Consider the following 21,742-nt stretch of genomic DNA (forward strand, 5'->3'; position numbering starts at 1 on the left):
TTGTAAATCTCGCAAAGGGCTTCTAAATAGTCGGCTTCTTGCAGCATTCATGATTGGAGCATCCCTATGGCCCGCGTCACCGTTGAAGATTGTGTGGACAAAGTTCCAAACCGGTTCGAGCTTGTTATGCTTGCCGCGCACCGTGCCCGTGAAATTGCAGCAGGTTCGCCTGTTACAGTCGACCGCGACAATGACAAAAACCCTGTCGTTTCCCTGCGTGAAATCGCTGATGAAACGCAGTCTGCTGACGATCTGCGCGAGCGTCTGATCGAAAGCAACCAGAACCAGATCGAAGTTGACGAACCAGAAGAAGACGCCATGGCGTTGCTGATGGGGGCTGAACAGGACAAGCCGGAAGAAGACAGCATGTCCGAAGAGATGTTGCTGCGGCAACTGATGGCAGCGCAAGGGCAGGGCTAAGACCCGCGCCCTTCGGGGCAAAGAGGCAGTACAGGCATGAACACCGCCGACATTACGGCTGACGATCTTGTCGCGCTTGTTCGCGCCTATAACCCTAAATCAAACGAAAAACTCATCCGTCTCGCCTATGACTACGGCGAGAAGATGCACGAGGGGCAGTTTCGCCATTCAGGCGAGCCCTATTTTACGCATCCTGTTTCCGTTGCCGCCATCTTGACCGAGCAGCAGCTGGATGATGCCACGATCATTACCGCCTTGCTGCACGACACGATCGAGGACACCAAAGCGTCTTATGCCGAGGTCGAGAAACGATTTGGTCAGGATGTCGCCGAGCTGGTTGATGGCGTTACAAAGCTGACCAACCTTCAGCTGAATTCGACCGAGACCAAGCAAGCCGAGAATTTCCGCAAACTGTTTATGGCGATGTCCAAGGACCTGCGGGTGATCTTGGTCAAGCTGGCCGACCGCTTGCATAATATGCGCACGATCAAATCGATGCGCCCCGATAAGCAGGTTCAAAAGGCCCGAGAAACGATGGATATCTATGCACCGCTTGCCGGGCGCATGGGTATGCAGTGGATGCGCGAAGAGCTGGAGGATCTGGCCTTTCGCGTCTTGAACCCTGAGGGGCGGCAATCGATCATCCGCCGCTTTATCACGTTGCAGCGCGAAACGGGCGATGTGATCCAGCGGATCACCGGCGACATGCGTCAAGAGCTTGAGAAAGCCGGGATCGAGGCCGAGGTCTTTGGTCGTGCGAAAAAACCGTATTCGATCTGGCGCAAGATGCAGGAAAAGGATCTGTCGTTTTCGCGGCTGTCCGACATCTATGGCTTCCGTGTGATCACCACATCTGACGATGAATGCTATCGGGCGCTTGGTGTTATTCACCGGCGGTGGCGGGCGGTGCCGGGCCGGTTCAAGGATTACATCAGCCAACCCAAAACCAACGGGTACCGGTCGATCCACACCACGGTTTCAGGGCGTGATGGCAAACGGGTCGAGGTTCAGATCAGAACGCGCCAGATGCATGACGTTGCCGAAACCGGTGTGGCTGCGCATTGGTCGTATCGTGATGGTGTCCGGTCGCGGAACCCTTTTGCTGTTGATCCGGTGAAATGGGTGGCGCAACTGACCGAACAGCTCGACTCCGAAGAAGATCACGAAGATTTTCTCGAAGCCGTCAAGCTTGAGATGTACGCGGATCAGGTGTTCTGCTTCACGCCCAAGGGCGAAGTGGTCAAGCTGCCCCGCGGGGCCACGCCGATCGATTTCGCCTATGCGATCCACACGCGGATCGGGTCGGCCTGCGTCGGGGCCAAGATTGATGGTATGCGGGTGCCTTTGTGGACGCGCGTGAAGAACGGCCAATCCATCGAGATCATCACAGCCCAGGGGCAAACCCCTCAGGTGACCTGGCTGGATATTGCGACAACCGGCAAGGCAAAGACCGCGATCCGGCGATCTCTGCGCGAGGTAGATCGTGCCCGGTTTGTGAGCCTCGGGCGGGAACTGGCGCGCTCTGCCTTGGAGCAAATAGGCAAGAACGCGACTGAAAAGGTGCTGCGCACAGCCGCACGTAACCTGCGGCTGTCCAGCCCCGAGGAATTGCTGGCGCAGCTTGGGTCGGCCCGTTTGACCGGTGTCGAGGTCGTGCAGGCGGTCTATCCGCATTTGCAGCCAAAGCCGGGCGAACAGGTCGACCAAAAACGTGCGGTTGTGGGCCTGCAACCCGGGCAGTCCTATGACCGGGCACCTTGTTGTCAGCCGCTGCCGGGGGAACGCATCGTCGGCATCACCTATCGCGGCAAGGGCGTTACGATCCATTCGATTGATTGCGAACGCCTGTCCGCTTACGAGGATCAGCCTGACCGCTGGGTGGACTTGCGCTGGCACGAAGGCCCGCATCCTGCGGCTTACGGCGCGACGCTTGATTTGACAATTGGCAACGGGGCCGGCGTCTTGGGGCGCATCTGCACGTTGATTGGTCAATCGGGTGCCAATATCTCGAATCTAGAATTTTTGGATCGCAAACCTGACTTTTACCGGTTGCTGATCTACGTAGAACTGCGAGACATAGCGCATCTGCATTCTTTGATGCCCACCCTAGAAGCAGAAAGCGAAGTGGCAGAGATTAGCCGACATAGAAACATGAAGGCTTTGAAAGCGAACGACAAAGAAGCCTGAGCACGCGAAGTTTGCCAAATCCAAGGACGATGAGTTGATTTTTAAACGTCGCGATCCAAAACCTGCACTACGCGCCATGGCCGAATTCATGTGGCCGCGTGGTGGATGGACGCGTGCGTTTCACTATGTAAAGCACCGTATGCGGCGTCTGCCTGACACCCCCGAACGTATCGCGCGCGGGATTTGGGCAGGTGTTTTCACGACTTTCACGCCCTTCTACGGGATGCACTTTATCGTGGCTGCATTGGTATCGCGGGTGATGCGGGGCAATCTGCTGGCCGCGTTGATGGGAACATTTTTCGGCAATCCGTTGACCTATGTGCCGATTGGCCTGTCGTCCCTGTCGATGGGGCATTGGATACTCGGCTCTCCGATGCAGCGGGGGGAGCACCGGTCGTTCGGCGGCAAATTTGTTGATGCGGGTTATGATCTATTTGCCAATTTCGTTGCAATTTTTACCGACCGCACCGCAGATTGGTCTGGGCTGACCGTATTCTGGCATCAGGTGTTTTACCCCTATCTGATCGGGGGCATCTTGCCCGGTATCATCTGTGCGACCATCGCATATTATTTGTCGGTGCCGCTTTTGCGGGCTTATCAGAAGCGTCGAAAAGGTGTGATTAAAGCGAAATTCGACGCGCTCAAGAAAAAGGCAGCGGCCAAGGCCGAGGCAAAACGCATTATAGAGCAGACGGCTCAGAAAGGGAGTGATCATGGCAGTGCAGGGTAAGTTGAGACTTGGGGTCAATATCGACCACGTTGCCACGGTAAGAAATGCACGCGGCGGGGCGTATCCCGATCCCTTGCGTGCAGCGCGCGCAGCCCAAGACGCAGGTGCAGACGGCATTACCGCGCATCTGCGCGAAGACCGTCGCCACATCACCGACGCCGACATCGAAGGGCTGCAAGAGGTGCTGACCGTGCCGCTGAACTTCGAGATGGCCGCGACGGATGAAATGCAGGCGATTGCATTGCGCCACAAGCCACATGCCGTGTGTATCGTCCCCGAAAAACGCGAGGAACGTACAACAGAGGGCGGCCTAGAGGTCGCCCGTGAAGAGAACAAGCTGGCACATTTTATTGCGCCCCTGCGCGACGCAGGGTGCCGCGTCAGCATCTTTATTGCGGCCGACCAGCGTCAGATCGAAGCGGCCAACCGCATCGGTGCCGAGGTGATTGAATTGCATACCGGCGCGTATTGCGATGCCTTTGCCGAAGGCCATTGGGACGTTGCGCAAAAAGAACTTCAAAAGCTCGAGGAGATGGCCAAGTTTGGGCATGATCTGGGGCTGGAAATCCATGCCGGGCACGGTTTGACCTATGACACCGTTTCACCTGTGGCGGCTTTCCCCGAGGTCCAAGAGTTGAACATCGGTCACTTCCTGATCGGCGAGGCCATCTTTCTTGGTCTTGGCCCGGCTATCGTGGAAATGCGCCGCCTTATGGATGATGCACGGGAAGGGTAAGGCCGCGGTATGATCCTTGGTATCGGAACTGATCTTGCAAATATCGAACGTATCCAAGGAACGCTTGATCGTTTTGGCGACCGGTTTCGCAATCGTGTTTTTACGGACATCGAGCAAACCAAGGCCGAGCGTCGCCGCGACGTTGCGGGTACCTATGCAAAGCGTTGGGCGGCAAAGGAAGCCTGCTCAAAGGCGCTTGGGACCGGGTTGCGGATGGGGATCGCCTGGAAAGACATGGCGGTCACCAATCTGCACAGCGGCCAGCCGGTGATGCATGTCACAGGCTGGGCGGCCGAGCGTTTGGTCCAGATGACGCCCGCAGGTCACGAGGCCATCATCCACGTTACTTTGACCGATGATCACCCTTGGGCGCAGGCTTTCGTGGTGATCGAAGCGCGCCCAATCGGGTAATAGCCGCCTTTACGTGGCTATCTCTGGCTTTGGATCCGCTGGCGCGGCGTGCATCGCTTGACTTGGGGCAGTCCTGCCCGCATGTAACCACAAACGGATCATCAGGAGCGCCATCATGGCTGCGAAGGAAAAAACAGGCAACGCGTTTGTCGAAACCATCAAAACAATCGTCTATGCGTTGTTGATTGCAGGTGTATTTCGCACGCTGTTTTTCCAACCCTTCTGGATTCCGTCCGGGTCGATGAAAGAGACGCTTTTGATCGGCGATTTCCTGTTCGTGAACAAGATGGCTTATGGGTATTCCTATGCGTCCTGTCCTAGCATTATTGCCCCGCGGTTTGGTATCGAAGTCGATGCAAAAGACATTTGCGGTGTGTTTGACGGGGACAATTCCCGTTTGTTCGCATCCCAGCCCGAGCGTGGCGACGTGGTTGTATTTCGTCACCCTGTTTCGGGGCGCGACTATATCAAGCGGTTGATCGGCCTGCCGGGTGACAAGGTCCAAATTACACGGGGCGTGATCAGCATTAACGGCACAGCGGTGAAACTGCGCGACGATGGCGTATTTGAAGAATCGATGGAGCGCCAAGGCCCGCAAGGCATGCGGCCACGGTGCGAAAACGGTGCCATCGGCGAGGGCGGCATTTGCAAAAAATCCCGTCAGATCGAAACGCTGCCAAACGGTGTCGAGCACGCCATCTTGAACATTGGCGATCAGGCGTCTGACAACACCGGCATTTATACAGTCCCCGCAGGGCACTATTTCTTTATGGGTGACAACCGCGACAATTCGGCCGACAGCCGTTTGGCACAGCAAGCGGGCGGCGTTGGCTTTGTCCCGTTTGAAAACCTGATCGGCCGCGCAGACCGGATCATGTTCAGCTCGGGCGGGCGGTCCATGTTGTTCTTCTGGACGTGGCGCGGCGACCGTTTTTTCAAAGCGATCAAGTGAAGTTAAGCGCGGATCTGAAGGCCTTTGAGGGTCGCATCGGGTACAAGTTTGTAAAACCCGAGCTGCTTAATCGTGCGGTTACACATGCGTCGATGTCCTCGGCCAACCGGGACGACAATCAACGGCTTGAGTTTCTGGGTGACCGGGTTTTAGGGCTGGTTATGTCCGAAGCCCTGCTGGCGCTGGACCCCGGTGCCACCGAAGGTCAGCTGGCGCCCAGGTTTAATGCGTTGGTGCGCAAGGAAACCTGTGCCGATGTGGCGCGTGAAATCGATATGGGGGCTGTCCTTAAACTGGGGCGGTCCGAAATGCTGTCTGGTGGCCGCCGCAAGCAAGCCTTGCTGGGCGACGCAATCGAGGCAATAATCGCAGCGATCTACTTGGATGGCGGGTTGGAGCCTGCAAAAGACTTTATCCTGCGGCATTGGGGTGATCGTGTTAACACGGTCAAGCAAGATGCCCGTGACGCCAAAACAGCGTTGCAGGAATGGGCGCAGGCCCGAGGGTATCCACCGCCATCTTATACACAGACCGACCGGCAGGGGCCGGACCATGCGCCAGTATTTACAATATCTGCGCAGGTTGAAAATGGGGCAAAAGCTGTCGCAACAGCACCCTCGAAACGTCAGGCCGAACAGGCCGCCGCCAAAACGCTTTTGGCACAGCTGGAGAAGAACTCATGACCACGCGTGCTGGCTTTATCGCCTTGATCGGTGAGCCCAATGCGGGCAAATCCACGCTTCTGAACCGGATGGTCGGTGCGAAAGTATCGATTGTGACCCACAAGGTTCAGACCACCCGCGCGCGCATTCGCGGCGTTGCGATGGAAGGGGACAGCCAACTGGTGTTTGTTGACACGCCCGGCCTGTTCCAACCTCGTCGCCGTTTGGACCGCGCGATGGTCGCCGCCGCATGGGGCGGTGCTGCGGATGCTGATATCGTTGTGCTGCTGATCGAGGCAAACCGTGGTTTGACCGAAGGTGTCGAGCGGATTTTGGAGGGGTTAGAGGGGATCGCTGAGGGCCGTAAAGTTGCCTTGGCGATCAACAAAATCGACCGCGTCGATGCGCCCGTTTTGCTGGGCCTTAGCAAAGAGATGAATGAACGGTTCCCATTTGTGGAAACCTTTATGATTTCGGCCGAGCGTGGGCACGGTATTGATACGTTGCGGCAGTGGCTCGCGGGCGAGCTACCCGAGGGGCCCTGGCTGTATCCGGAAGACCAGATCGCTGATTTGCCGATGCGCATGATCGCGGCTGAAATGACCCGCGAAAAGCTGACATTGCGCCTGCATCAAGAACTGCCGTACCAGATGACGGTCGAAACCGAGAATTGGGAAGAACGCAAAGACGGCAGCGCCCGGATTGACCAACTGATCTATGTTGTTCGGGACGGTCACAAGGGCATTGTTTTGGGCAGCAAAGGCGAGACAATCAAATCTGTCAGCAAGGCCGCCCGTGAAGAGCTGGAAGAATTCCTTGGCCGCAAGGTGCATCTGTTTTTGCAGGTCAAGGTGCGACCGAATTGGCTGGATGACGCAGAGCGCTATACCGAGATGGGGCTGGAGTTTAAGGACGGCAATGTCTGATTGCTGGATTAAACGGCCCTGCGGGGCGGATTTTTTTCCATTTGGAATAGGGGCTGACGCATGGCGCGGCTGACAGCGCGTTTTTGGGTCGACGCCTATTTGGCGCGGCTTCGTGTCTATGATATTCCTGCGTTTGTGGTCGCCCATGGCGATGACACGGGCGGGATTGTTCTGGTCAAGCTTTCGACCCTTGATGGAAATGCCGCGCTTTTCCACAAAAGCTTTGATCTCATGAGCGGCGAACGCACCTGGGTCGAGATGACCAGTGGGACGGAGGCCGATGTAGATGCGTCTATCGCAAAGCAACGCGGCTTTGACCCTGATCTTTGGGTGATCGAGGTTGAGGACCGGCAAGGGCGGCATCTACTGTTTGATGAGGGGTTGAGCTAATGGAGTGGCGCGATCAGGGTATATTGCTGAGCGCGCGGCGACATGGGGAAACCTCGGCTATCATTGAGGTGTTTACCCCCTCGCGAGGGCGGCATGCTGGCATTGTGCGGGGTGGAACCAGCCGCAAGATCGCACCGATTTTGCAGCCCGGTGCGCAGCTTGACGTGGCGTGGCGCGCAAGGCTTGAGGATCATATCGGCGCGTTCACTGTTGAGCCGGTGCGCAGCCGTGCGGTGACAGCGATGCAAGACCGGCTAAGTCTTGCGGGTCTGAACACGGTCACTGCATTGTTGTCGTTTTGCCTGCCAGAGCGCGAGCCACATGCCCCGTTGTATCACCGCACTCAGTCTTTGTTGGATTTGCTGGATCAGGGGGATTTGTGGCCGCTGGCCTATTTGCAGTGGGAGCTAAGCCTGCTTGAGCAGCTTGGCTATGGTCTGGACTTAAGTGCCTGTGCTGTGACGGGTGCATCCGAGGGGCTGGTATTCGTGTCGCCAAAGTCTGGCCGGGCCGTGACCCGAGAGGGCGCTGGTGAATGGGCGGATAAGATGTTGCCTTTGCCGCCCGTATTACGGGGCGAGGGGGATGCCACAAATGAAGAGATCGCGTTGGGTTTCAAAACGACCGGCTTCTTTCTGGAGCAACGACTGGCACGCGATCTGGGCGGCAAACCCCTGCCAGAAGCGCGCGCACGTTTTATCGACGCGTTCAGTCGGCAGCGTTGAAAACCATCGTTAATCCTTCGGGGTTTGACAGGATCATCGTGTCGCCGAGGACCTCGGATATCGAGGCTGCTGACAGTGCATCAAAGAATGCGGTTTCTTGGGCCAAGGCCGGGCAGGCCACCTTGGTCGAGACGAATTGCGTTACCTCGAACCACGGGTAGGGGACTTTCAGTGTCGCGGCGAAATGATTGCAGGGGCCGTTGCCGACGATTTTGGATCTCGCAGGGAATGTGAGGATTGCCGTGTCTGTAAACGCTGTGCCGTTCAATTCGACCAACTGCCACGTCTTGTCGGCCCCGCCGTAGCTGCGCAGGGTTTCGTCTGCGTCACACCCCGCAAGAAGCGCAAGGGTCAGCGCGAGTGCGACAGGTCGAAACATGTGTGTCTCCGGTTGGGTATCTGCCCGATATGGCTAGCTATCGGGCAGATGTTGATCGGGTTGATTAACCAAGCAGGCGGCGTGCGATGACCTGCGCCTGAATTTCGGCTGCACCTTCAAAGATGTTCAGGATGCGGGCATCGCACAGAACGCGGCTGATCTTGTATTCAAGGGCAAAACCGTTGCCGCCATGAATCTGCAAACCATTGTCAGCCGCGGCCCACGCGACGCGGGCACCCAGCAATTTGGCCATGCCAGCCTCGACGTCACAACGGCGACCTTCGTCTTTCTCAAACGCAGAGAAATAGGTCAGCTGGCGGGCGATCATGATTTCCACGGCCATCATCGCGAGTTTTGACGAAACGCGGGGGAAGTTGATCAGGGATTTGCCAAATTGCTTGCGGTCGATCGCATATTTCATGGCGATATCCAACGCAGATTGGGCCACGCCGATCGCACGGGCAGCGGTCTGGATGCGGGCCGATTCGAAGGTTTCCATCAACTGCTTAAAGCCTTTGCCTTCTTCGCCGCCGAGCAGGTTTTCACCTTTGACCTGAAAGCCGTCGAATGCCAGTTCGTATTCTTTCATACCGCGATAGCCGAGAACTTCGATTTCGCCGCCGGTCATGCCTTCGGTTGGAAAGGGGTTCGCGTCGTCGCCGGGTGTCTTTTCCGCCAAGAACATCGACAGACCTTTGTAGTCGGTGGTGTTGGGGTCGGTGCGGGCCAGCAATGTCATCACATGGGTCCGCGCGGCGTGGGTGATCCAGGTTTTGTTACCGGTCACGCTGTAATTATCGCCATCCTTGACGGCGCGCGTCCGCAACGACCCAAGATCGGAGCCTGTATTGGGTTCGGTAAACACGGCAGTTGGCAAGGTTTCAGCGCTTGAGATGCGCGGAAGCCATTTGGCTTTTTGTTCGTCTGTACCGCCTGCGAGGATCAGCTCAGCTGCGATTTCAGAGCGCGTGGCGAGGGACCCAACACCGATGTAGCCGCGGGAAAGTTCCTCGGACACGACGCACATGGACGCCTTTGACAGGCCAAAGCCGCCGAATTCTTCTGGTATTGTCAGGCCAAAGACGCCCATTTCAGCCAGTTCATTGATGACTTCGAGGGGGATCAGTTCGTCTTTGAGGTGCCATTCATGGGCAAAGGGTTCGACTTTTTCGACGGCATAGCGACGGAACTGCTCGCGAATCATCTCGAGTTCTTCGTCGAGGCCGGACCGGCCAAACATGACGTTAGCGGACTGTTCCTGCATCAGCTCGACCAAGCGCGTGCGGGCGGCTTGAGTGTTGCCGTTTTGGGTGAGCGTCTGGATCGCAGGGTTCATCAGGCCGCGCTGTGCGTCTTGGCCCAAGCCCATATCCTGAAGGCGAAGGATTTCGCCCTGGTTCATCTGGATGCCACCGTAGATCTGCCAAAGGTATTCACCGAAAGCGATCTGATGGATCAACTGCTCGGTCTCGCCGAACTGGCCGTCAACGCTTAGCTTTTTGGCCCAAAGCTGCATCTGGTTCAAAGATTGCGCATATGTCGCCAACCAGGCCAAGCCATGTGCGGCAGTCTGGTTTGCCTCGACCAACCCGTTTGAAACGCGCCCATCAACAGATACCATGTCGCGCACAGATGCTTTGGCTTTTTCCAAAATCTCGTCAACGGGGGCCAATGCCTGGCCGGTCAATTCAAGAAGATCATCAAGTATGACTTGCGCGCCGCTGGTCAAGCCGTGTCCATCATGTGCCATTTCGTACAGTCCTTTTCTAGCTTGCGAGGGGGATACTCCTTTCGCAGGTGCAGCACAATAAAGATACGTTTTCATGCGTCAATTTGGATGAAAATTACGCGGCGGAATTTCCGTGCACTCGCTAGTTCAACTGATATGACGGCGTTATGGATATACTTTTTGCATTTTTGACACCGCAGCAACTGGTCTTTGCCTTTGGTATCGCGCTGGTGGCGGGATTCATCAAAGGGGTCGTGGGATTCGCGATGCCATTGGTGTTGATTTCCGGGCTCACTTTATTCCTGCCACCTGAACTCGCATTGGCGGGGCTGATATTCCCCACAGTGGCGACGAACCTGTTTCAGGCGCTGCGTCAGGGATTGCAGGCTGCCTGGGCGTCGACACGGCTGTTTAAGGTATTCCTGATATCGGGGGGGATCATGCTGGTTCTATCCGCCCAGATGGTGCGGTTCTTATCCCCGCAGACGATGGCGCTGGTTATCGGCGTGCCGGTTACGCTGTTTGCGCTGTGGCAGCTTACGGGACGGAGCTTTAGCCTTGCGCAGCGATCCACCAAGGTTGAGCTTTTGGTGGGTGGTTTTGCTGGTGCGGTGGGCGGCGTTTCAGGTGTCTGGGGTCCGCCAACGGTTGCATACCTGACCGCGCTTGGCACACCCAAGCATGACCAGATGCGCGTGCAGGGCGTGATTTACGGCCTTGGCGCGGTTGCACTGCTTTTTGCACATTTTGGGTCTGGCGTACTGCGGGCCGAGACGGTCCCGTTTTCGATTGCCATGATCCTGCCCGCCCTTATCGGTATGTGGTTGGGCAGCCAGATCATGGATCGGATTGATCAGGCGTCGTTTCGAAAAGCGACGCTTGCCATTCTTTTAGTTGCCGGCGCGAACCTCGTGCGCCGCGGGCTGATGGGCTAACGCCTTAGCCTTGGCGTGCAACGGTGACACCCGAAACGTCTTCGATGAATGTCACAATGCGGGACTTGACCCCGTCATCACGGATCGATGCCAAAGCGCTGACGATTTCGACGCTTGGATCGCTTTTGGGCGCATCGTTGGTGTTGTCGTGCAGACCTTCAAAGAAATACGACGGCGCGACGTTCAATATTTGAGACAGTTCAAACAGACGGCTGGCTGCAACGCGGTTCGAGCCGATTTCGTATTTCTGAATTTGCTGGAACGACAGATTCAGCTGCTTGGCAACGTCGGTTTGAGAGAGACGGCGTAGGGTGCGAATTTGCTTCAACTTTTTACCTACGTGGACATCTACAGGATGGGACATGATCACTAATACCTCTGGTTGTTGTCCCATAGTCATCGCCAGAACTCGTATTCCGATCAATTGGGTAGTTATTTTCAATTAGTGGTTATCTTTTCACCCTAGACGGGTTACAAATGTAGTATTAAGGTATTATAAATTTACCATCGGGCCATGATGACCAAAGAAGTGAAAATAGAAGCTATGGAAACAGTGCGCGAAAAGGCACCGGCTTTGCTGTACGAAATGATACGTTCTTTCGTGGTGCTTGCGGACACATTGAACCTTAGCCACGCGGTTATTCAGCTGGATAGTACGCGTCAGACGGTCAGACGCCACATTGCAAACCTAGAGAAGATTAAAGGCGGCGAGCTTTTTGAGGTTAAAGAGCGTCGTTATTCACTGAGCCCCTTGGGGCATCTTTTATTGCCTGAGGCCAAGGACTTGATGGCAAATGCATCGGCGTGGTTGCTAGGAAATGCAGGTCAGGTAGATGGCCTTCAATACTTGTCTCATAGTTCCGTTGACGGCCAGTTGTTCTACTTGCAGCAACATCAAATTGATCGTGTGTTTTCGTCATCTGCAACGATGCTCAAGGATGTTCTGGAAGGGTGGGCGCGTGGTGGCGGCCAGTTGCAGCACGAAGCACTGAAAGAGGTACGTTCTTACTGTAATATTTTTCGACGCATTAGCGGCGATCTGGTGTTCGCCGAGGTGGGCGAGGATAGCTCTTTCATGTCATGGTTTGGCGCGGATGTGGCCCAATCGACGGTCGGTCGGGCCTTAGGTCAGATGCCTGGCGGCGTCGATTTTGCCCGTTTGGTTGATATCGCATACGTCGAAATCGAGAGAAGTCAGGCGATTCGTTTGGACCATATCCATACCGTGATCCCGAATCCAAACTCAGAAGTTCCGATTCCAATCAGTTATGAAAGGCTGATGTTGGGTGCCCGTTTTCCGGATCAAAGCCCTGCAATCATATCAGTTGTCCGAAGAACGTATGATATTGAAATCAAGGGTGTAGAGTCTGAATTGATCAGAACCATGCCGGAAAGTTACCTTATGTAACGAAAATCGGCAAAGAATTAACCAAAAAATGACGCAGGTGCGATTTCGCGCTACACTAAAGGCTCAACTCTATTTTTTAGGTGGGCCTCATGGCGATTATTGGACTGAACCCAGAAGATAAATTCAAGGCTGCAAGTGCGGAAATTTTAGATCGCTACGGTATTCGGCTTAGTGCTGGGACTGATTTCGACGAATACCGCGAATATGTGGCCAAAGCCCGCCCAGACCATCGTGTCGGCGAGCCGTTTGATCACAGGGTTCATGATATGTCCGAGGGTAAGGCATCTTGGATCATTGGCCGCGATGAGAGCGGAGAGATTATTCACCTTCAGGCGCTTCGCCTTTTACCAACCGAAGGGCAGCCTGTTTCCGAGTATTTTAGACAAAGCTTTCACGAATTCTCCCCCTCAGAACTAGATATCGACTTTGCCAGATCCCGTTATCGTCCGGGTCCCGGAGCCAAAAGGATCAATGGGCGGGTGGTTTATTCAGGTGAAACTTGGATCGGCGGTGCCCCTGGCCAGTTCCGCGGTACGGGAATCTCAAGTGTTTTGGGGCGTTTTGCCCTGCTGTCCGCCCTGAATGAATTTAATGCTGATTATGTGGTCGGGTTTATGGCGCGGCCCGTCGCCTACAAAGGTTTCTGTCTGCGCATGGGCTTTATGCACGCAGAGCCAATGGCGTTGCGCTGGTACATCAAGCACCAACACGAGGCGCTGGAAGGCGTAATGGTCTACATGAGTGACGACGATATACGCTTCATGTTGGATCTGCCGACAAACGAGATCGAGGCGCTAGCCGCCTGAACAAAAAAGGAGCCGCGAATGATCGCGGCTCCCTTAAATATCATCGATGTCTGAGCCTTAGCCGATTGCGGCAGCTTTAACGTCTTCGTCGATATAGGGCATGTACTGTTCAAAGTTTTCCGAGAACATCTTGACCAGTTTGGCTGCTTGGCGGTCATAGGATTCCGGGTTGTCCCATGTACGGCGCGGGTCCAGCAAAATATCTGCAACACCATCGACCGATACAGGTACCTGAAAGCCAAAGTTCGGGTCTTTGCGGTACTCGACGTCGGCCATTGACCCTTCGAGTGCCGCTGTCAAAAGCGCACGAGTTGCTTTGATTGGCATGCGGCTGCCGGTGCCGTATGCACCGCCCGTCCAGCCTGTGTTCACCAACCAGCATGTAGCGCCATGTGCGGCGATTTTTTCGCGTAGAAGGTTACCGTACACTTCGGGGCGGCGGGGCATAAACGGCGCGCCAAAGCACGTCGAGAATGTGGGTTCGGGCTCTGTCACGCCACGCTCGGTGCCTGCTACCTTTGAGGTGAAGCCAGACAAGAAGTGGTACATTGCCTGCGCCGGTGTCAGGCGCGCGATGGGGGGCAAGACGCCGAATGCATCGCAGGTCAACATGATGATGTTCTTGGGGTGGCCGCCCGTCGCCTTGGCCGATGCATTAGAGATATAGTGCAGCGGATAGGCGCAACGCATGTTGGCGGTCAGTGAATCATCGTCAAAGTCGAGCTCTTTGGTGTCTTCATCAAAGATCATGTTTTCGATGACAGTGGCGAATTTTTCAGTCGTCGCGTAAATCTCGGGCTCTGCTTCGCGGCTTAGGTTGATGGTCTTGGCATAGCAGCCGCCTTCAAAGTTGAAGGTGCCGTTGTCAGACCAGCCATGTTCGTCATCGCCAATCAGCGTACGGCCCGGGTCAGCCGACAGGGTGGTTTTGCCGGTGCCGGAAAGCCCAAAGAATACAGCCGTGTCCACAGGGTTGCCCGTCGCGTGGTTGGCCGAGCAGTGCATCGGCATCACGCCTTTTTCAGGCAACAAATAGTTCAGCAGCGTAAAGACCGATTTCTTGTTTTCGCCAGCGTATTCAGTGCCACCAATCAGGATGATCTTTTTATCAAAGTTCATCGCGATCACTGTTTCGGAGCGGCAATCGTGTTTTGCAGGATCAGCTGAAAAGCTGGGGCAGTTGATAACGGTGAAGTCCGCGATGAAATCATCCAACGCGTCACGTTCGGGACGGCGCAGCATGTGGCGGATGAACAGACCGTGCCAGGCCAGCTCGGTTACCATGCGCACATTGATGGCATGCTTGGGGTCGGCACCGCCAACAAGGTCTTGCACGAAATAATCGCGGCCTTGCATGTGCGCCAACATGTCTTGGTACAGCGCGTCGAACCCTTCGGGCGACATCGCGGCATTGTTTTCCCACCAGATCGTATCGGCAACGCTGTCAGTTTTAACGACATGTTTGTCCTTGGGGGACCGGCCAGTGAATTTTCCGGTTGTGACCAGAAAGGCCCCACCTTTGCCCAAGGTGCCTTCTTGGCGCTTTAGCGCGGCTTCCACCAACGCAGGTTCGATCATGTTGTAATAGACATTACCTAGCCCGCTCATGCCTTGGTCTTCGAGGCGGAATTGCGGATTTACGCGGCCTAATGTCATGTGATGTCTCCTGTAGGTGCGCCGGGGTGTGACGCCAGTTAGTGCATAGAATGCTTGGTCTTCTTGACCATGTGGGCGTCTTAGCACGGCGATTTATCAGATGAACAGGCAGCTTTGACGCAGTTAGCGCCATCATCTTGTTCTTTGTTGGCTAGCCCCCCAAACGAGCGGTTTTCAGCAACGGATCGTTTTGCAATTATGACACAGTAAGTGCGGCAATTTAGTCATTCCTAACCAAATTGTGGGGGAAATAAGGCCATAAGCTCGGGTGATTCGCACTTTAGCATTGATTCGCCACCGTAAATTGACGATCAGTGAAAGAAAAAAAGTAATAATTGAGCAGTAGTAAGGAAACAGGCGATGTCCAAAATTGCATTGGTGGATGACGACAGGAATATTCTGACGTCGGTTTCGATGACACTCGAAGCAGAAGGTTTTGAGGTCGAAACATATAATGATGGCCAGGCAGCGCTAGACGCTTTCAATAAAAAGTTGCCAGACATGGCGGTGCTGGACATTAAAATGCCCCGCATGGACGGGATGGATCTGCTGCAGCGGTTGCGCCAGAAAACCGCGATGCCGGTGATTTTCCTGACCTCCAAAGATGACGAAATTGACGAAGTGCTCGGCTTGCGCATGGGTGCTGACGATTATGTCAAAAAGCCGTTTAGCCAAAGACTTTTGGTTGAACGTATCCGGGCGCTATTACGCCGCCAGGAAGCCGTTGAAACCAACGAAGTCGGCGATACCGAGGAAACCAAGGTTATCGACCGTGGCGACCTGCGGATGGACCCGTTGCGCCACGCGGTTAGCTGGAAGGGCAATGATGTTTCATTGACCGTCACTGAATTCTTGCTGTTGCAGGCTTTGGCGCAGCGCCCGGGCTTTGTGAAGTCACGCGACCAGTTGATGGACGTGGCCTATGATGATCAGGTGTATGTCGACGATCGGACCATCGACAGCCACATCAAACGTCTTCGTAAAAAGATGCGTTCGGCGGACGACACGTTCTCGGCGATTGAGACGCTTTACGGTATTGGCTACAGATATAACGAGGATTGATCTGAAGGATGGCGATTGCCGAAAGGGATTTTGTGCGGGACACGGCCACCAGTATTCGGGACGGCGATGTTGTGCTGGGCGACGATTGGGTTGCTCCGGACAAGGACGCGACTGACGAATTGCGTGGCAGCCGTGCGCGTCGCGGTCTCTTTTCGTTACGCACCTCGCCGCTGACGCGCAAGATCATCACGTTCAACCTCATTGCGTTGAATGTGTTGGTTGCGGGTATTTTATACCTCAATTCCTCGCGCGATAGTCTGGCTGTTCAACGTGGTGCGTCGTTGGTCTCAGAGGCCGAATTGATTGCCGATATTTTTGAGGCCCAACTGCCCCTTGGTACGACAACAGATCTGGCTGCGGGCGAACCGGTGGACGTGGCCGCAAGCCTGAGTCGTTTGGACCTGCGCAGCGGGATCGAAGTTTTCGTTTTCGCCCCCGACGAGACCCTTTTGACACGGTCCGAGGGGCGGACCCCAACAGAGCCGGTTCATCAGCCCAGAAAAACCTTTCTGACAGATGGCCTTAACTGGCTGTGGTCAAAGCTTTCGTACCCCTTTGGACAGGGCGCGCCAGCGGACGTGTTGCCTATTCAGGTTCAGCTTAAGACGATGATTGCGGATACGCTTTCGGGTGGCACGCAAATTCAGAACAACCTTGATGCGGATGGTGGCACCTTATTTACCGTGGCCACCCCGATCTCGCAGAACGGCGTGCCCATCGGCGTGGTCGCAGTGACATCCGCCGCCGGCGAAATCGACGAACTTGTGCGCGGTGAACGTGAACGTGTCCTCCAGATGTTTGTGATCGCGACACTTGTATCTATTGGGCTTAGCCTTGTTTTGGCGTCGACGATTGCCAATCCTCTGGCTGATTTGGCCGCAGCGGCTGAACTTGGCCGTGACAAGGACGCGCGCAAGATGAACCCGGGGCGCATTCGAATTCCCGACCTGACCGCGCGCCCAGACGAGATTGGCAGGCTGTCGGGTGCGCTGCGCGGTATGGTGTCGGCATTGTATAATCGCATCGACGGAAACGAACAGTTTGCGGCAGACGTGGCCCACGAAATCAAGAACCCGCTGGCGTCTTTGCGCTCTGCCGTGGGGACGTTGCGGTTGATCAAACGCGAGGACCAGCGCGAGAAACTATTGGATGTTATCGACCATGATGTCCGGCGGCTTGACCGCTTGGTCAGCGATATTTCCAATGCGTCGCGCTTGGACAGCGAATTGGTCAAGGAAGAAGAAGAGCCGTTTGATTTGCTCGCCATGATCGGCAATCTGTCGCAGTACCTAGGCGAAGACGCCCGCAAAAAAGGTATCGATTTCATCACGGATCTGCCGAACGAGCCGATTATCGTGCATGGCCTTGAGGCGCGGCTTGCTCAGGTTTTTGTGAACCTCATTACCAATGCGGCGTCCTTTTGCGAGGATGGCGATGCGATCCGCGTTTGGGCACGCAAGCGCGAGAATCGCGTGTTGGTCGTTGTCGAAGACACCGGCCCCGGTATCCCTGATCAGGCCCTTTCCAAGATATTCAAGCGGTTCTATTCGCAGCGGCCCGAGGAACATTTTGGAAATAACTCCGGTCTTGGCTTGGCTATTTCAAAACAAATCGTCGAGGCGCATGGCGGCGTGATCTGGGCCGAGAACATTCGTCCGACAGAGGCAGATATCACGTCCGAGCCGCTTGGCGCGCGCTTTGTCGTTGGCCTGCCCATCTAGGGCGTGGCGAACACGGCCCCGCCCGAACTGGTGATCCACGCCACGACGGTTGGTGTCGATGGACGTGGGCTTGTTATTCTGGGCCCTTCTGGGTCGGGTAAATCTGCTTTGGCCCTTCAGGTTTTGGCACTGGGTGCCGTGCTCGTTGCCGATGACAGGACGCAGATTTCTCGCTCACCCTCTGGCCTTGTCGCGCGCTGCCCCTCCGCGATCTGCGGCATGATCGAGGCACGCGGGGTTGGCATTCTGAATGTACCGCACGAACAGGACGTTCCAGTTTGCCTTGCGATTGACATGGGGCAAAACGAAACAGAGAGACTCCCTTCCCCCCATACGGTAGAGTTGTTGGGGCAATCCGTACCATGTTTACACAAAAGTGAAGGCCCGCATCTTGCCGCCGCTCTTTTCCTAACCCTCAAGAATGTGCAACCAACGCGAAATGACTGATGCCTTGAAAAAAGCCCGACGTGTTGTTTTGGTGACCGGCCCTGCGGGTGCCGGCCGGTCCTCTGCGCTCAACGTGCTTGAAGACGCTGGCTTTGAGGTGATTGATAATATCCCATTGCGGATGTTGTTGGCGCTGCTTGATGCCCCCGATCAGATACGGCCGATGGCCTTGGGTATTGATCAGCGGAACCGCGATTTTTCGACGGATCGTGTCACCGAGGTGATCGCGCAAATGCGGGCGCGGCCCGACGTTCAGGCCGAACTGTTGTATCTGGATTGCGCGACGGATGTTTTGTTGCGTCGCTTTTCTGAAACCCGCCGGCGTCATCCTCTGGCGTTGTCAGATGCGCCCTCCGAAGGGATCAGACTTGAGAAAGAGCTGCTGGCACCGGTACGCGCGCAGGCCGATACGCTGATCGACACGACCGAGCTTAACATCCATCAGCTGCGCGAGGAAATCGAACACTGGTTCGCTGTTGGCGGGACGCACCACCTTAGTATTTCAGTCCAATCGTTTTCGTACAAACGTGGTCTGCCGCGTAGCGTGGATATGGTTTTTGACTGTCGTTTCTTGCGCAATCCGTTTTGGGAACCGCAGCTGCGGCACTTGAACGGGACGGATAAAGCGGTCCAAGATTACGTCAAACAGGATCCCCTTTATGGGGCATTCGCGAAACAGGTTCTGGACCTGAGCTTGTTAATTTTGCCGGCTTGCCAGTCTGAGGGGAAATCCCACATTTCAATCGCGTTTGGGTGTACCGGGGGCCAACATCGTTCGGTCACTTTGGCGCAAGCGCACGCTTTCAGCCTTGCAGAAGCGGGCTGGCAGGTGTCAATTAGGCACCGCGAACTGGACGAAAAAAAGCGGGAAGAGACGGCGCGTTGATAGGCATTGTTATCGTAGCACATGGAGGGCTGGCCAAAGAATACTTGGCCGCAATCGAACATGTCGTCGGGTCCCAAAATGGCGTCCGTGCAATTTCGATCGATGCCGATCATGATCGCGCAGCCAAAGAACGCGAAATCTGCGAAGCTGCCAACGCGGTTGATACCGGCGGCGGCGTTGTCGTTGTCACGGATCTATTCGGGGGATCGCCTTCGAACCTCAGCCTGATGGCATGCCGCCCAGACAACCGGCGCATTCTCTATGGCGCCAACCTACCAATGCTTATAAAACTGGCCAAGTCCCGTGACTTAGATGTCCCCGAAGCCGTGCGCGCCGCGCTTGCCGCGGGTCGAAAATATATTGATAGCCAAAATGTCAGCGCAGGATAATAAGGCCCCATGATGACCCAGGTTTCACTGAAGATCGTCAACGAAAAGGGGCTCCATGCCCGTGCTTCCGCCAAATTGGTCGAAGTCGTCGAAGCGTTCGATGCACGCGCCGAGGTCAGCAAAGATGGCATGTCTGCCTCAGGTGATAGTATCATGGGCCTGTTGATGCTGGCGGCGTCAAAGGGATCGACCATCGACGTGCAGACCTCTGGCCCTGACAAGGACGCGCTCGCGGAAGCGTTGACAGCCCTCGTCGCCGATAAATTTGGCGAAGGTCATTAGGCCAGTAAGCCTGCAAGTGATCCACCTCGTGTTAGGGACATCTCGATTTGATGAATGAAACGCAGTCAATTCAAGCCCCGCTAAAATCCGGAGGAGACGTTGAAACCGTTTCCTTCACCAAATACGACCGCCGTAGTTTGTCCTATGCGTCGACTTTTGATCATCCGATCAAGTCGGGCGTGATCAACATAATCGAGCTTTTGACCGCCAGGCTGTCCGTGCTGCGGATGATCCGCAAATTCGAAGAAAATGGCGCGCCCAAGGGCCAGGGCTTTTGGCGCGCCGCGCTCGATACGATGGGGATCGAGCTGACAACACCCCAAGCCCAACTTGACCGCATTCCCAAATCGGGGCCCGTTGTCGTGGTGGCCAACCATCCGCATGGTATGGTTGACGGCATGATTTTCGCCGACTTGATCGGCCGTGTGCGTCCCGACTACCGGATTTTGACGCGCTCTTTGCTGACCTCGATTGACGAGGTCGCGGGCAGCTACATGATCCCTGTGCCGTTTCCTCATGATCCTGATGCCCAACGCAAAGGCGTTGAAATGCGCGCAAAAGCGATGTCTTTTCTAAAGGATGGCGGTGTCGTCGCGTTGTTCCCCTCCGGTGTGGTCGCCTCTTCCGAGACCTTTTTTGGCCCGGCAGTTGAAGCCGAATGGAATGTCTTTACGGCGAAAATGATCCGCCGCTCGGGGGCTCAGGTTGTGCCGATGAAATTTCCGGGGGCCAATAGCCGTGCGTACCAGATCGCCAACAAAATCTCGCCCATGCTACGTCAGGGCCTTTTGCTGCACGAGATCGTTCACGCGTGCGACAAACCCCAAGGTCCGATTGTCGGCGATCCGTTGACCGAGGCACAGGTGGCAGCGTTTAAGGACGACCCGCGCGGGTTCATGGCATGGCTCCGCAACCACACGCTTAACCTCAAAGACTAACGGGCTTCCAAATGGTCTAAAATCCCGGGGGTCTGGGGGCTGGCCCCCAGACGGTTCATCTATCCTCAGCGGGTAGGAACCGGCACATCGCCGCGGTAGTCATAAAAACCCCGTTGCGTTTTACGGCCCAGCCATCCCGCTTCAACATATTTGGTCAGCAGCGGGCAGGGGCGGTACTTGGTGTCGGCCAGCCCATCGTGAAGCACGTTCATAATTGCAAGGCATGTATCCAAACCGATGAAGTCGGCAAGTTCAAGCGGCCCCATCGGGTGATTGGCCCCCAGCTTCAGCGAACTATCAATAGATTCGACCGATCCCACGCCCTCATAGAGTGTGTACACAGCCTCATTGATCATTGGCATCAGAATGCGGTTCACAATGAATGCCGGGAAATCTTCGGCTGATGCTGCGGTTTTGCCCAATTTCGCGACCACGGCCTGACATGCTGCGAATGTTTCCTTGTCAGTTGCAATACCACGGATCAATTCGACCAGTTGCATCACGGGGACGGGATTCATGAAGTGGAAACCCATGAATTTTTCGGGCCGGTCGGTTCTGCTGGCAAGCCGCGTGATCGAGATTGAGGATGTGTTCGACGTCAAGATCGTGGTGGGCTTTAGATGCGGGATCAGGTCCTCGAAAATCGCCTGCTTCACTGTTTCGCGTTCTGTCGCCGCTTCTATCACCAGATCGCTTTGGCCAAGATCGCTTAGGGTCTGTGTTGTCGTAATGCGTGCCAGCGCGGCATCGCGATCTGCTTCGGCGACTTTGCCGCGACCGACTTGCCGATCAAGGTTGCCGGTGATGGTCTCAACGGCGGCTTTCAGGGCCTCGGCGCTGACGTCGGTCAACAGAACATCATACCCCGCCAGAGCCATAACATGGGCGATGCCGTTGCCCATTTGGCCCGCGCCAACGATGCCGATTGTCTGGATATCCATGCGCTGTCCTTTGTGATTTTGCGC

General features: G+C 55.6%; 25 protein-coding genes. 20 read left to right on the forward strand and 5 right to left on the reverse strand.

Annotated elements, in window-relative coordinates; translation table 11 throughout:
- The first annotated feature begins 66 nt into the window (after positions 1 to 66).
- The 10 genes from rpoZ to recO all read left to right on the forward strand — a co-directional run bounded on the left by rpoZ (position 67) and on the right by recO (position 8,139).
- Entirely contained in the window at positions 67 to 420 is a 354-nt protein-coding gene (rpoZ, locus tag KZZ06_RS07405; protein ID WP_093731733.1) for a DNA-directed RNA polymerase subunit omega, read from the forward strand.
- Between the two features lie 36 nt (positions 421 to 456).
- On the forward strand, positions 457 to 2,607 hold the full coding sequence (locus KZZ06_RS07410; protein ID WP_219579422.1) for a bifunctional (p)ppGpp synthetase/guanosine-3',5'-bis(diphosphate) 3'-pyrophosphohydrolase: 2,151 nt from the start codon (positions 457 to 459) through the stop codon (positions 2,605 to 2,607).
- Positions 2,608 to 2,641: 34 nt separating this feature from the next.
- The gene (locus KZZ06_RS07415; RefSeq protein ID WP_219579423.1) at positions 2,642 to 3,337 is read left to right on the forward strand and encodes a DUF2062 domain-containing protein; all 696 of its coding nucleotides are present in this window, start codon (positions 2,642 to 2,644) and stop codon (positions 3,335 to 3,337) included.
- The gene (locus tag KZZ06_RS07420; RefSeq protein ID WP_219579424.1) at positions 3,321 to 4,073 is read left to right on the forward strand and encodes a pyridoxine 5'-phosphate synthase; all 753 of its coding nucleotides are present in this window, start codon (positions 3,321 to 3,323) and stop codon (positions 4,071 to 4,073) included. Before KZZ06_RS07415 ends, KZZ06_RS07420 begins: the two co-directional genes overlap by 17 nt.
- 9 nt (positions 4,074 to 4,082) lie before the next feature.
- Positions 4,083 to 4,484 (forward strand): holo-ACP synthase, encoded by a 402-nt coding sequence (gene acpS, locus KZZ06_RS07425; protein WP_219579425.1) that lies wholly within the window; start codon positions 4,083 to 4,085, stop codon positions 4,482 to 4,484.
- 115 nt (positions 4,485 to 4,599) lie between these two features.
- Entirely contained in the window at positions 4,600 to 5,436 is an 837-nt protein-coding gene (gene lepB, locus KZZ06_RS07430; protein ID WP_219579426.1) for a signal peptidase I, read from the forward strand.
- Positions 5,433 to 6,119 (forward strand): ribonuclease III, encoded by a 687-nt coding sequence (gene rnc, locus KZZ06_RS07435; protein WP_219579427.1) that lies wholly within the window; start codon positions 5,433 to 5,435, stop codon positions 6,117 to 6,119. Before lepB ends, rnc begins: the two co-directional genes overlap by 4 nt.
- On the forward strand, positions 6,116 to 7,024 hold the full coding sequence (gene era / locus KZZ06_RS07440) for a GTPase Era (RefSeq protein ID WP_219579428.1): 909 nt from the start codon (positions 6,116 to 6,118) through the stop codon (positions 7,022 to 7,024). Before rnc ends, era begins: the two co-directional genes overlap by 4 nt.
- Before the next feature lie 60 nt (positions 7,025 to 7,084).
- Positions 7,085 to 7,414, forward strand: coding sequence for a DUF1491 family protein (locus KZZ06_RS07445; RefSeq protein ID WP_219579429.1), 330 nt, complete (start codon positions 7,085 to 7,087; stop codon positions 7,412 to 7,414).
- Complete coding sequence (gene recO, locus KZZ06_RS07450) at positions 7,414 to 8,139, forward strand: DNA repair protein RecO (RefSeq protein WP_219579430.1); 726 nt, start codon at positions 7,414 to 7,416, stop codon at positions 8,137 to 8,139. Before KZZ06_RS07445 ends, recO begins: the two co-directional genes overlap by 1 nt.
- On the opposite strand, the gene KZZ06_RS07455 is transcribed toward recO, so the two are convergent.
- A complete protein-coding gene (locus KZZ06_RS07455) occupies positions 8,123 to 8,518 on the reverse strand; it encodes an META domain-containing protein (protein WP_219579431.1) in 396 nt (131 codons plus the stop codon). The genes recO and KZZ06_RS07455 overlap by 17 nt on opposite strands.
- 64 nt (positions 8,519 to 8,582) lie before the next feature.
- Positions 8,583 to 10,268 (reverse strand): acyl-CoA dehydrogenase family protein, encoded by a 1,686-nt coding sequence (locus tag KZZ06_RS07460; protein WP_219579432.1) that lies wholly within the window; start codon positions 10,266 to 10,268, stop codon positions 8,583 to 8,585.
- A gap of 146 nt (positions 10,269 to 10,414) precedes the next feature.
- On the opposite strand from KZZ06_RS07460, the gene KZZ06_RS07465 reads away from it, so the two are divergent.
- Entirely contained in the window at positions 10,415 to 11,182 is a 768-nt protein-coding gene (locus KZZ06_RS07465; protein ID WP_219579433.1) for a sulfite exporter TauE/SafE family protein, read from the forward strand.
- Positions 11,183 to 11,186: 4 nt separating this feature from the next.
- Here KZZ06_RS07465 and KZZ06_RS07470 read toward each other — a convergent pair whose 3' ends face one another.
- Positions 11,187 to 11,546, reverse strand: a complete 360-nt coding sequence (locus tag KZZ06_RS07470) for a helix-turn-helix domain-containing protein (RefSeq protein WP_093917597.1) — start codon at positions 11,544 to 11,546, stop codon at positions 11,187 to 11,189.
- Between the two features lie 150 nt (positions 11,547 to 11,696).
- Between KZZ06_RS07470 and KZZ06_RS07475 the strand changes: the two genes are divergently transcribed.
- Positions 11,697 to 12,590 (forward strand): LysR family transcriptional regulator, encoded by an 894-nt coding sequence (locus KZZ06_RS07475; RefSeq protein WP_219579434.1) that lies wholly within the window; start codon positions 11,697 to 11,699, stop codon positions 12,588 to 12,590.
- Between the two features lie 89 nt (positions 12,591 to 12,679).
- Complete coding sequence (locus KZZ06_RS07480) at positions 12,680 to 13,396, forward strand: hypothetical protein (RefSeq protein WP_219579435.1); 717 nt, start codon at positions 12,680 to 12,682, stop codon at positions 13,394 to 13,396.
- 57 nt (positions 13,397 to 13,453) lie between these two features.
- Here KZZ06_RS07480 and KZZ06_RS07485 read toward each other — a convergent pair whose 3' ends face one another.
- Positions 13,454 to 15,052, reverse strand: a complete 1,599-nt coding sequence (locus KZZ06_RS07485; RefSeq protein WP_219579436.1) for a phosphoenolpyruvate carboxykinase — start codon at positions 15,050 to 15,052, stop codon at positions 13,454 to 13,456.
- Positions 15,053 to 15,412: 360 nt separating this feature from the next.
- Between KZZ06_RS07485 and KZZ06_RS07490 the strand changes: the two genes are divergently transcribed.
- From KZZ06_RS07490 to KZZ06_RS07520, 7 genes are read left to right on the forward strand one after another with little or no spacing between them, the layout of a single operon-like run.
- Positions 15,413 to 16,114 (forward strand): response regulator transcription factor, encoded by a 702-nt coding sequence (locus KZZ06_RS07490; protein WP_219579437.1) that lies wholly within the window; start codon positions 15,413 to 15,415, stop codon positions 16,112 to 16,114.
- Between the two features lie 8 nt (positions 16,115 to 16,122).
- Entirely contained in the window at positions 16,123 to 17,835 is a 1,713-nt protein-coding gene (locus KZZ06_RS07495) for a sensor histidine kinase (protein WP_219579438.1), read from the forward strand.
- Between the two features lie 3 nt (positions 17,836 to 17,838).
- Positions 17,839 to 18,282, forward strand: coding sequence for an HPr kinase/phosphorylase (locus tag KZZ06_RS07500; protein ID WP_219579439.1), 444 nt, complete (start codon positions 17,839 to 17,841; stop codon positions 18,280 to 18,282).
- The gene (gene rapZ / locus KZZ06_RS07505; RefSeq protein ID WP_219579440.1) at positions 18,275 to 19,168 is read left to right on the forward strand and encodes an RNase adapter RapZ; all 894 of its coding nucleotides are present in this window, start codon (positions 18,275 to 18,277) and stop codon (positions 19,166 to 19,168) included. The genes KZZ06_RS07500 and rapZ overlap by 8 nt, the downstream gene beginning before the upstream one ends.
- Positions 19,165 to 19,557 (forward strand): PTS sugar transporter subunit IIA, encoded by a 393-nt coding sequence (locus KZZ06_RS07510; protein ID WP_219579441.1) that lies wholly within the window; start codon positions 19,165 to 19,167, stop codon positions 19,555 to 19,557. Before rapZ ends, KZZ06_RS07510 begins: the two co-directional genes overlap by 4 nt.
- A gap of 12 nt (positions 19,558 to 19,569) precedes the next feature.
- Complete coding sequence (locus KZZ06_RS07515; protein WP_219579442.1) at positions 19,570 to 19,839, forward strand: HPr family phosphocarrier protein; 270 nt, start codon at positions 19,570 to 19,572, stop codon at positions 19,837 to 19,839.
- A 50-nt stretch (positions 19,840 to 19,889) separates the two neighbouring features.
- Positions 19,890 to 20,777, forward strand: coding sequence for a lysophospholipid acyltransferase family protein (locus tag KZZ06_RS07520; protein WP_219579443.1), 888 nt, complete (start codon positions 19,890 to 19,892; stop codon positions 20,775 to 20,777).
- A gap of 65 nt (positions 20,778 to 20,842) precedes the next feature.
- Here the strand turns inward: KZZ06_RS07520 and KZZ06_RS07525 are convergent, their stop codons facing one another.
- Positions 20,843 to 21,718 (reverse strand): 3-hydroxybutyryl-CoA dehydrogenase, encoded by an 876-nt coding sequence (locus KZZ06_RS07525; RefSeq protein ID WP_219579444.1) that lies wholly within the window; start codon positions 21,716 to 21,718, stop codon positions 20,843 to 20,845.
- Between the last annotated feature and the right edge of the window lie 24 nt (positions 21,719 to 21,742).

This window comes from Sulfitobacter sp. CW3 (assembly GCF_019392245.1).
Taxonomy (GTDB): Bacteria; Pseudomonadota; Alphaproteobacteria; order Rhodobacterales; family Rhodobacteraceae; genus Sulfitobacter.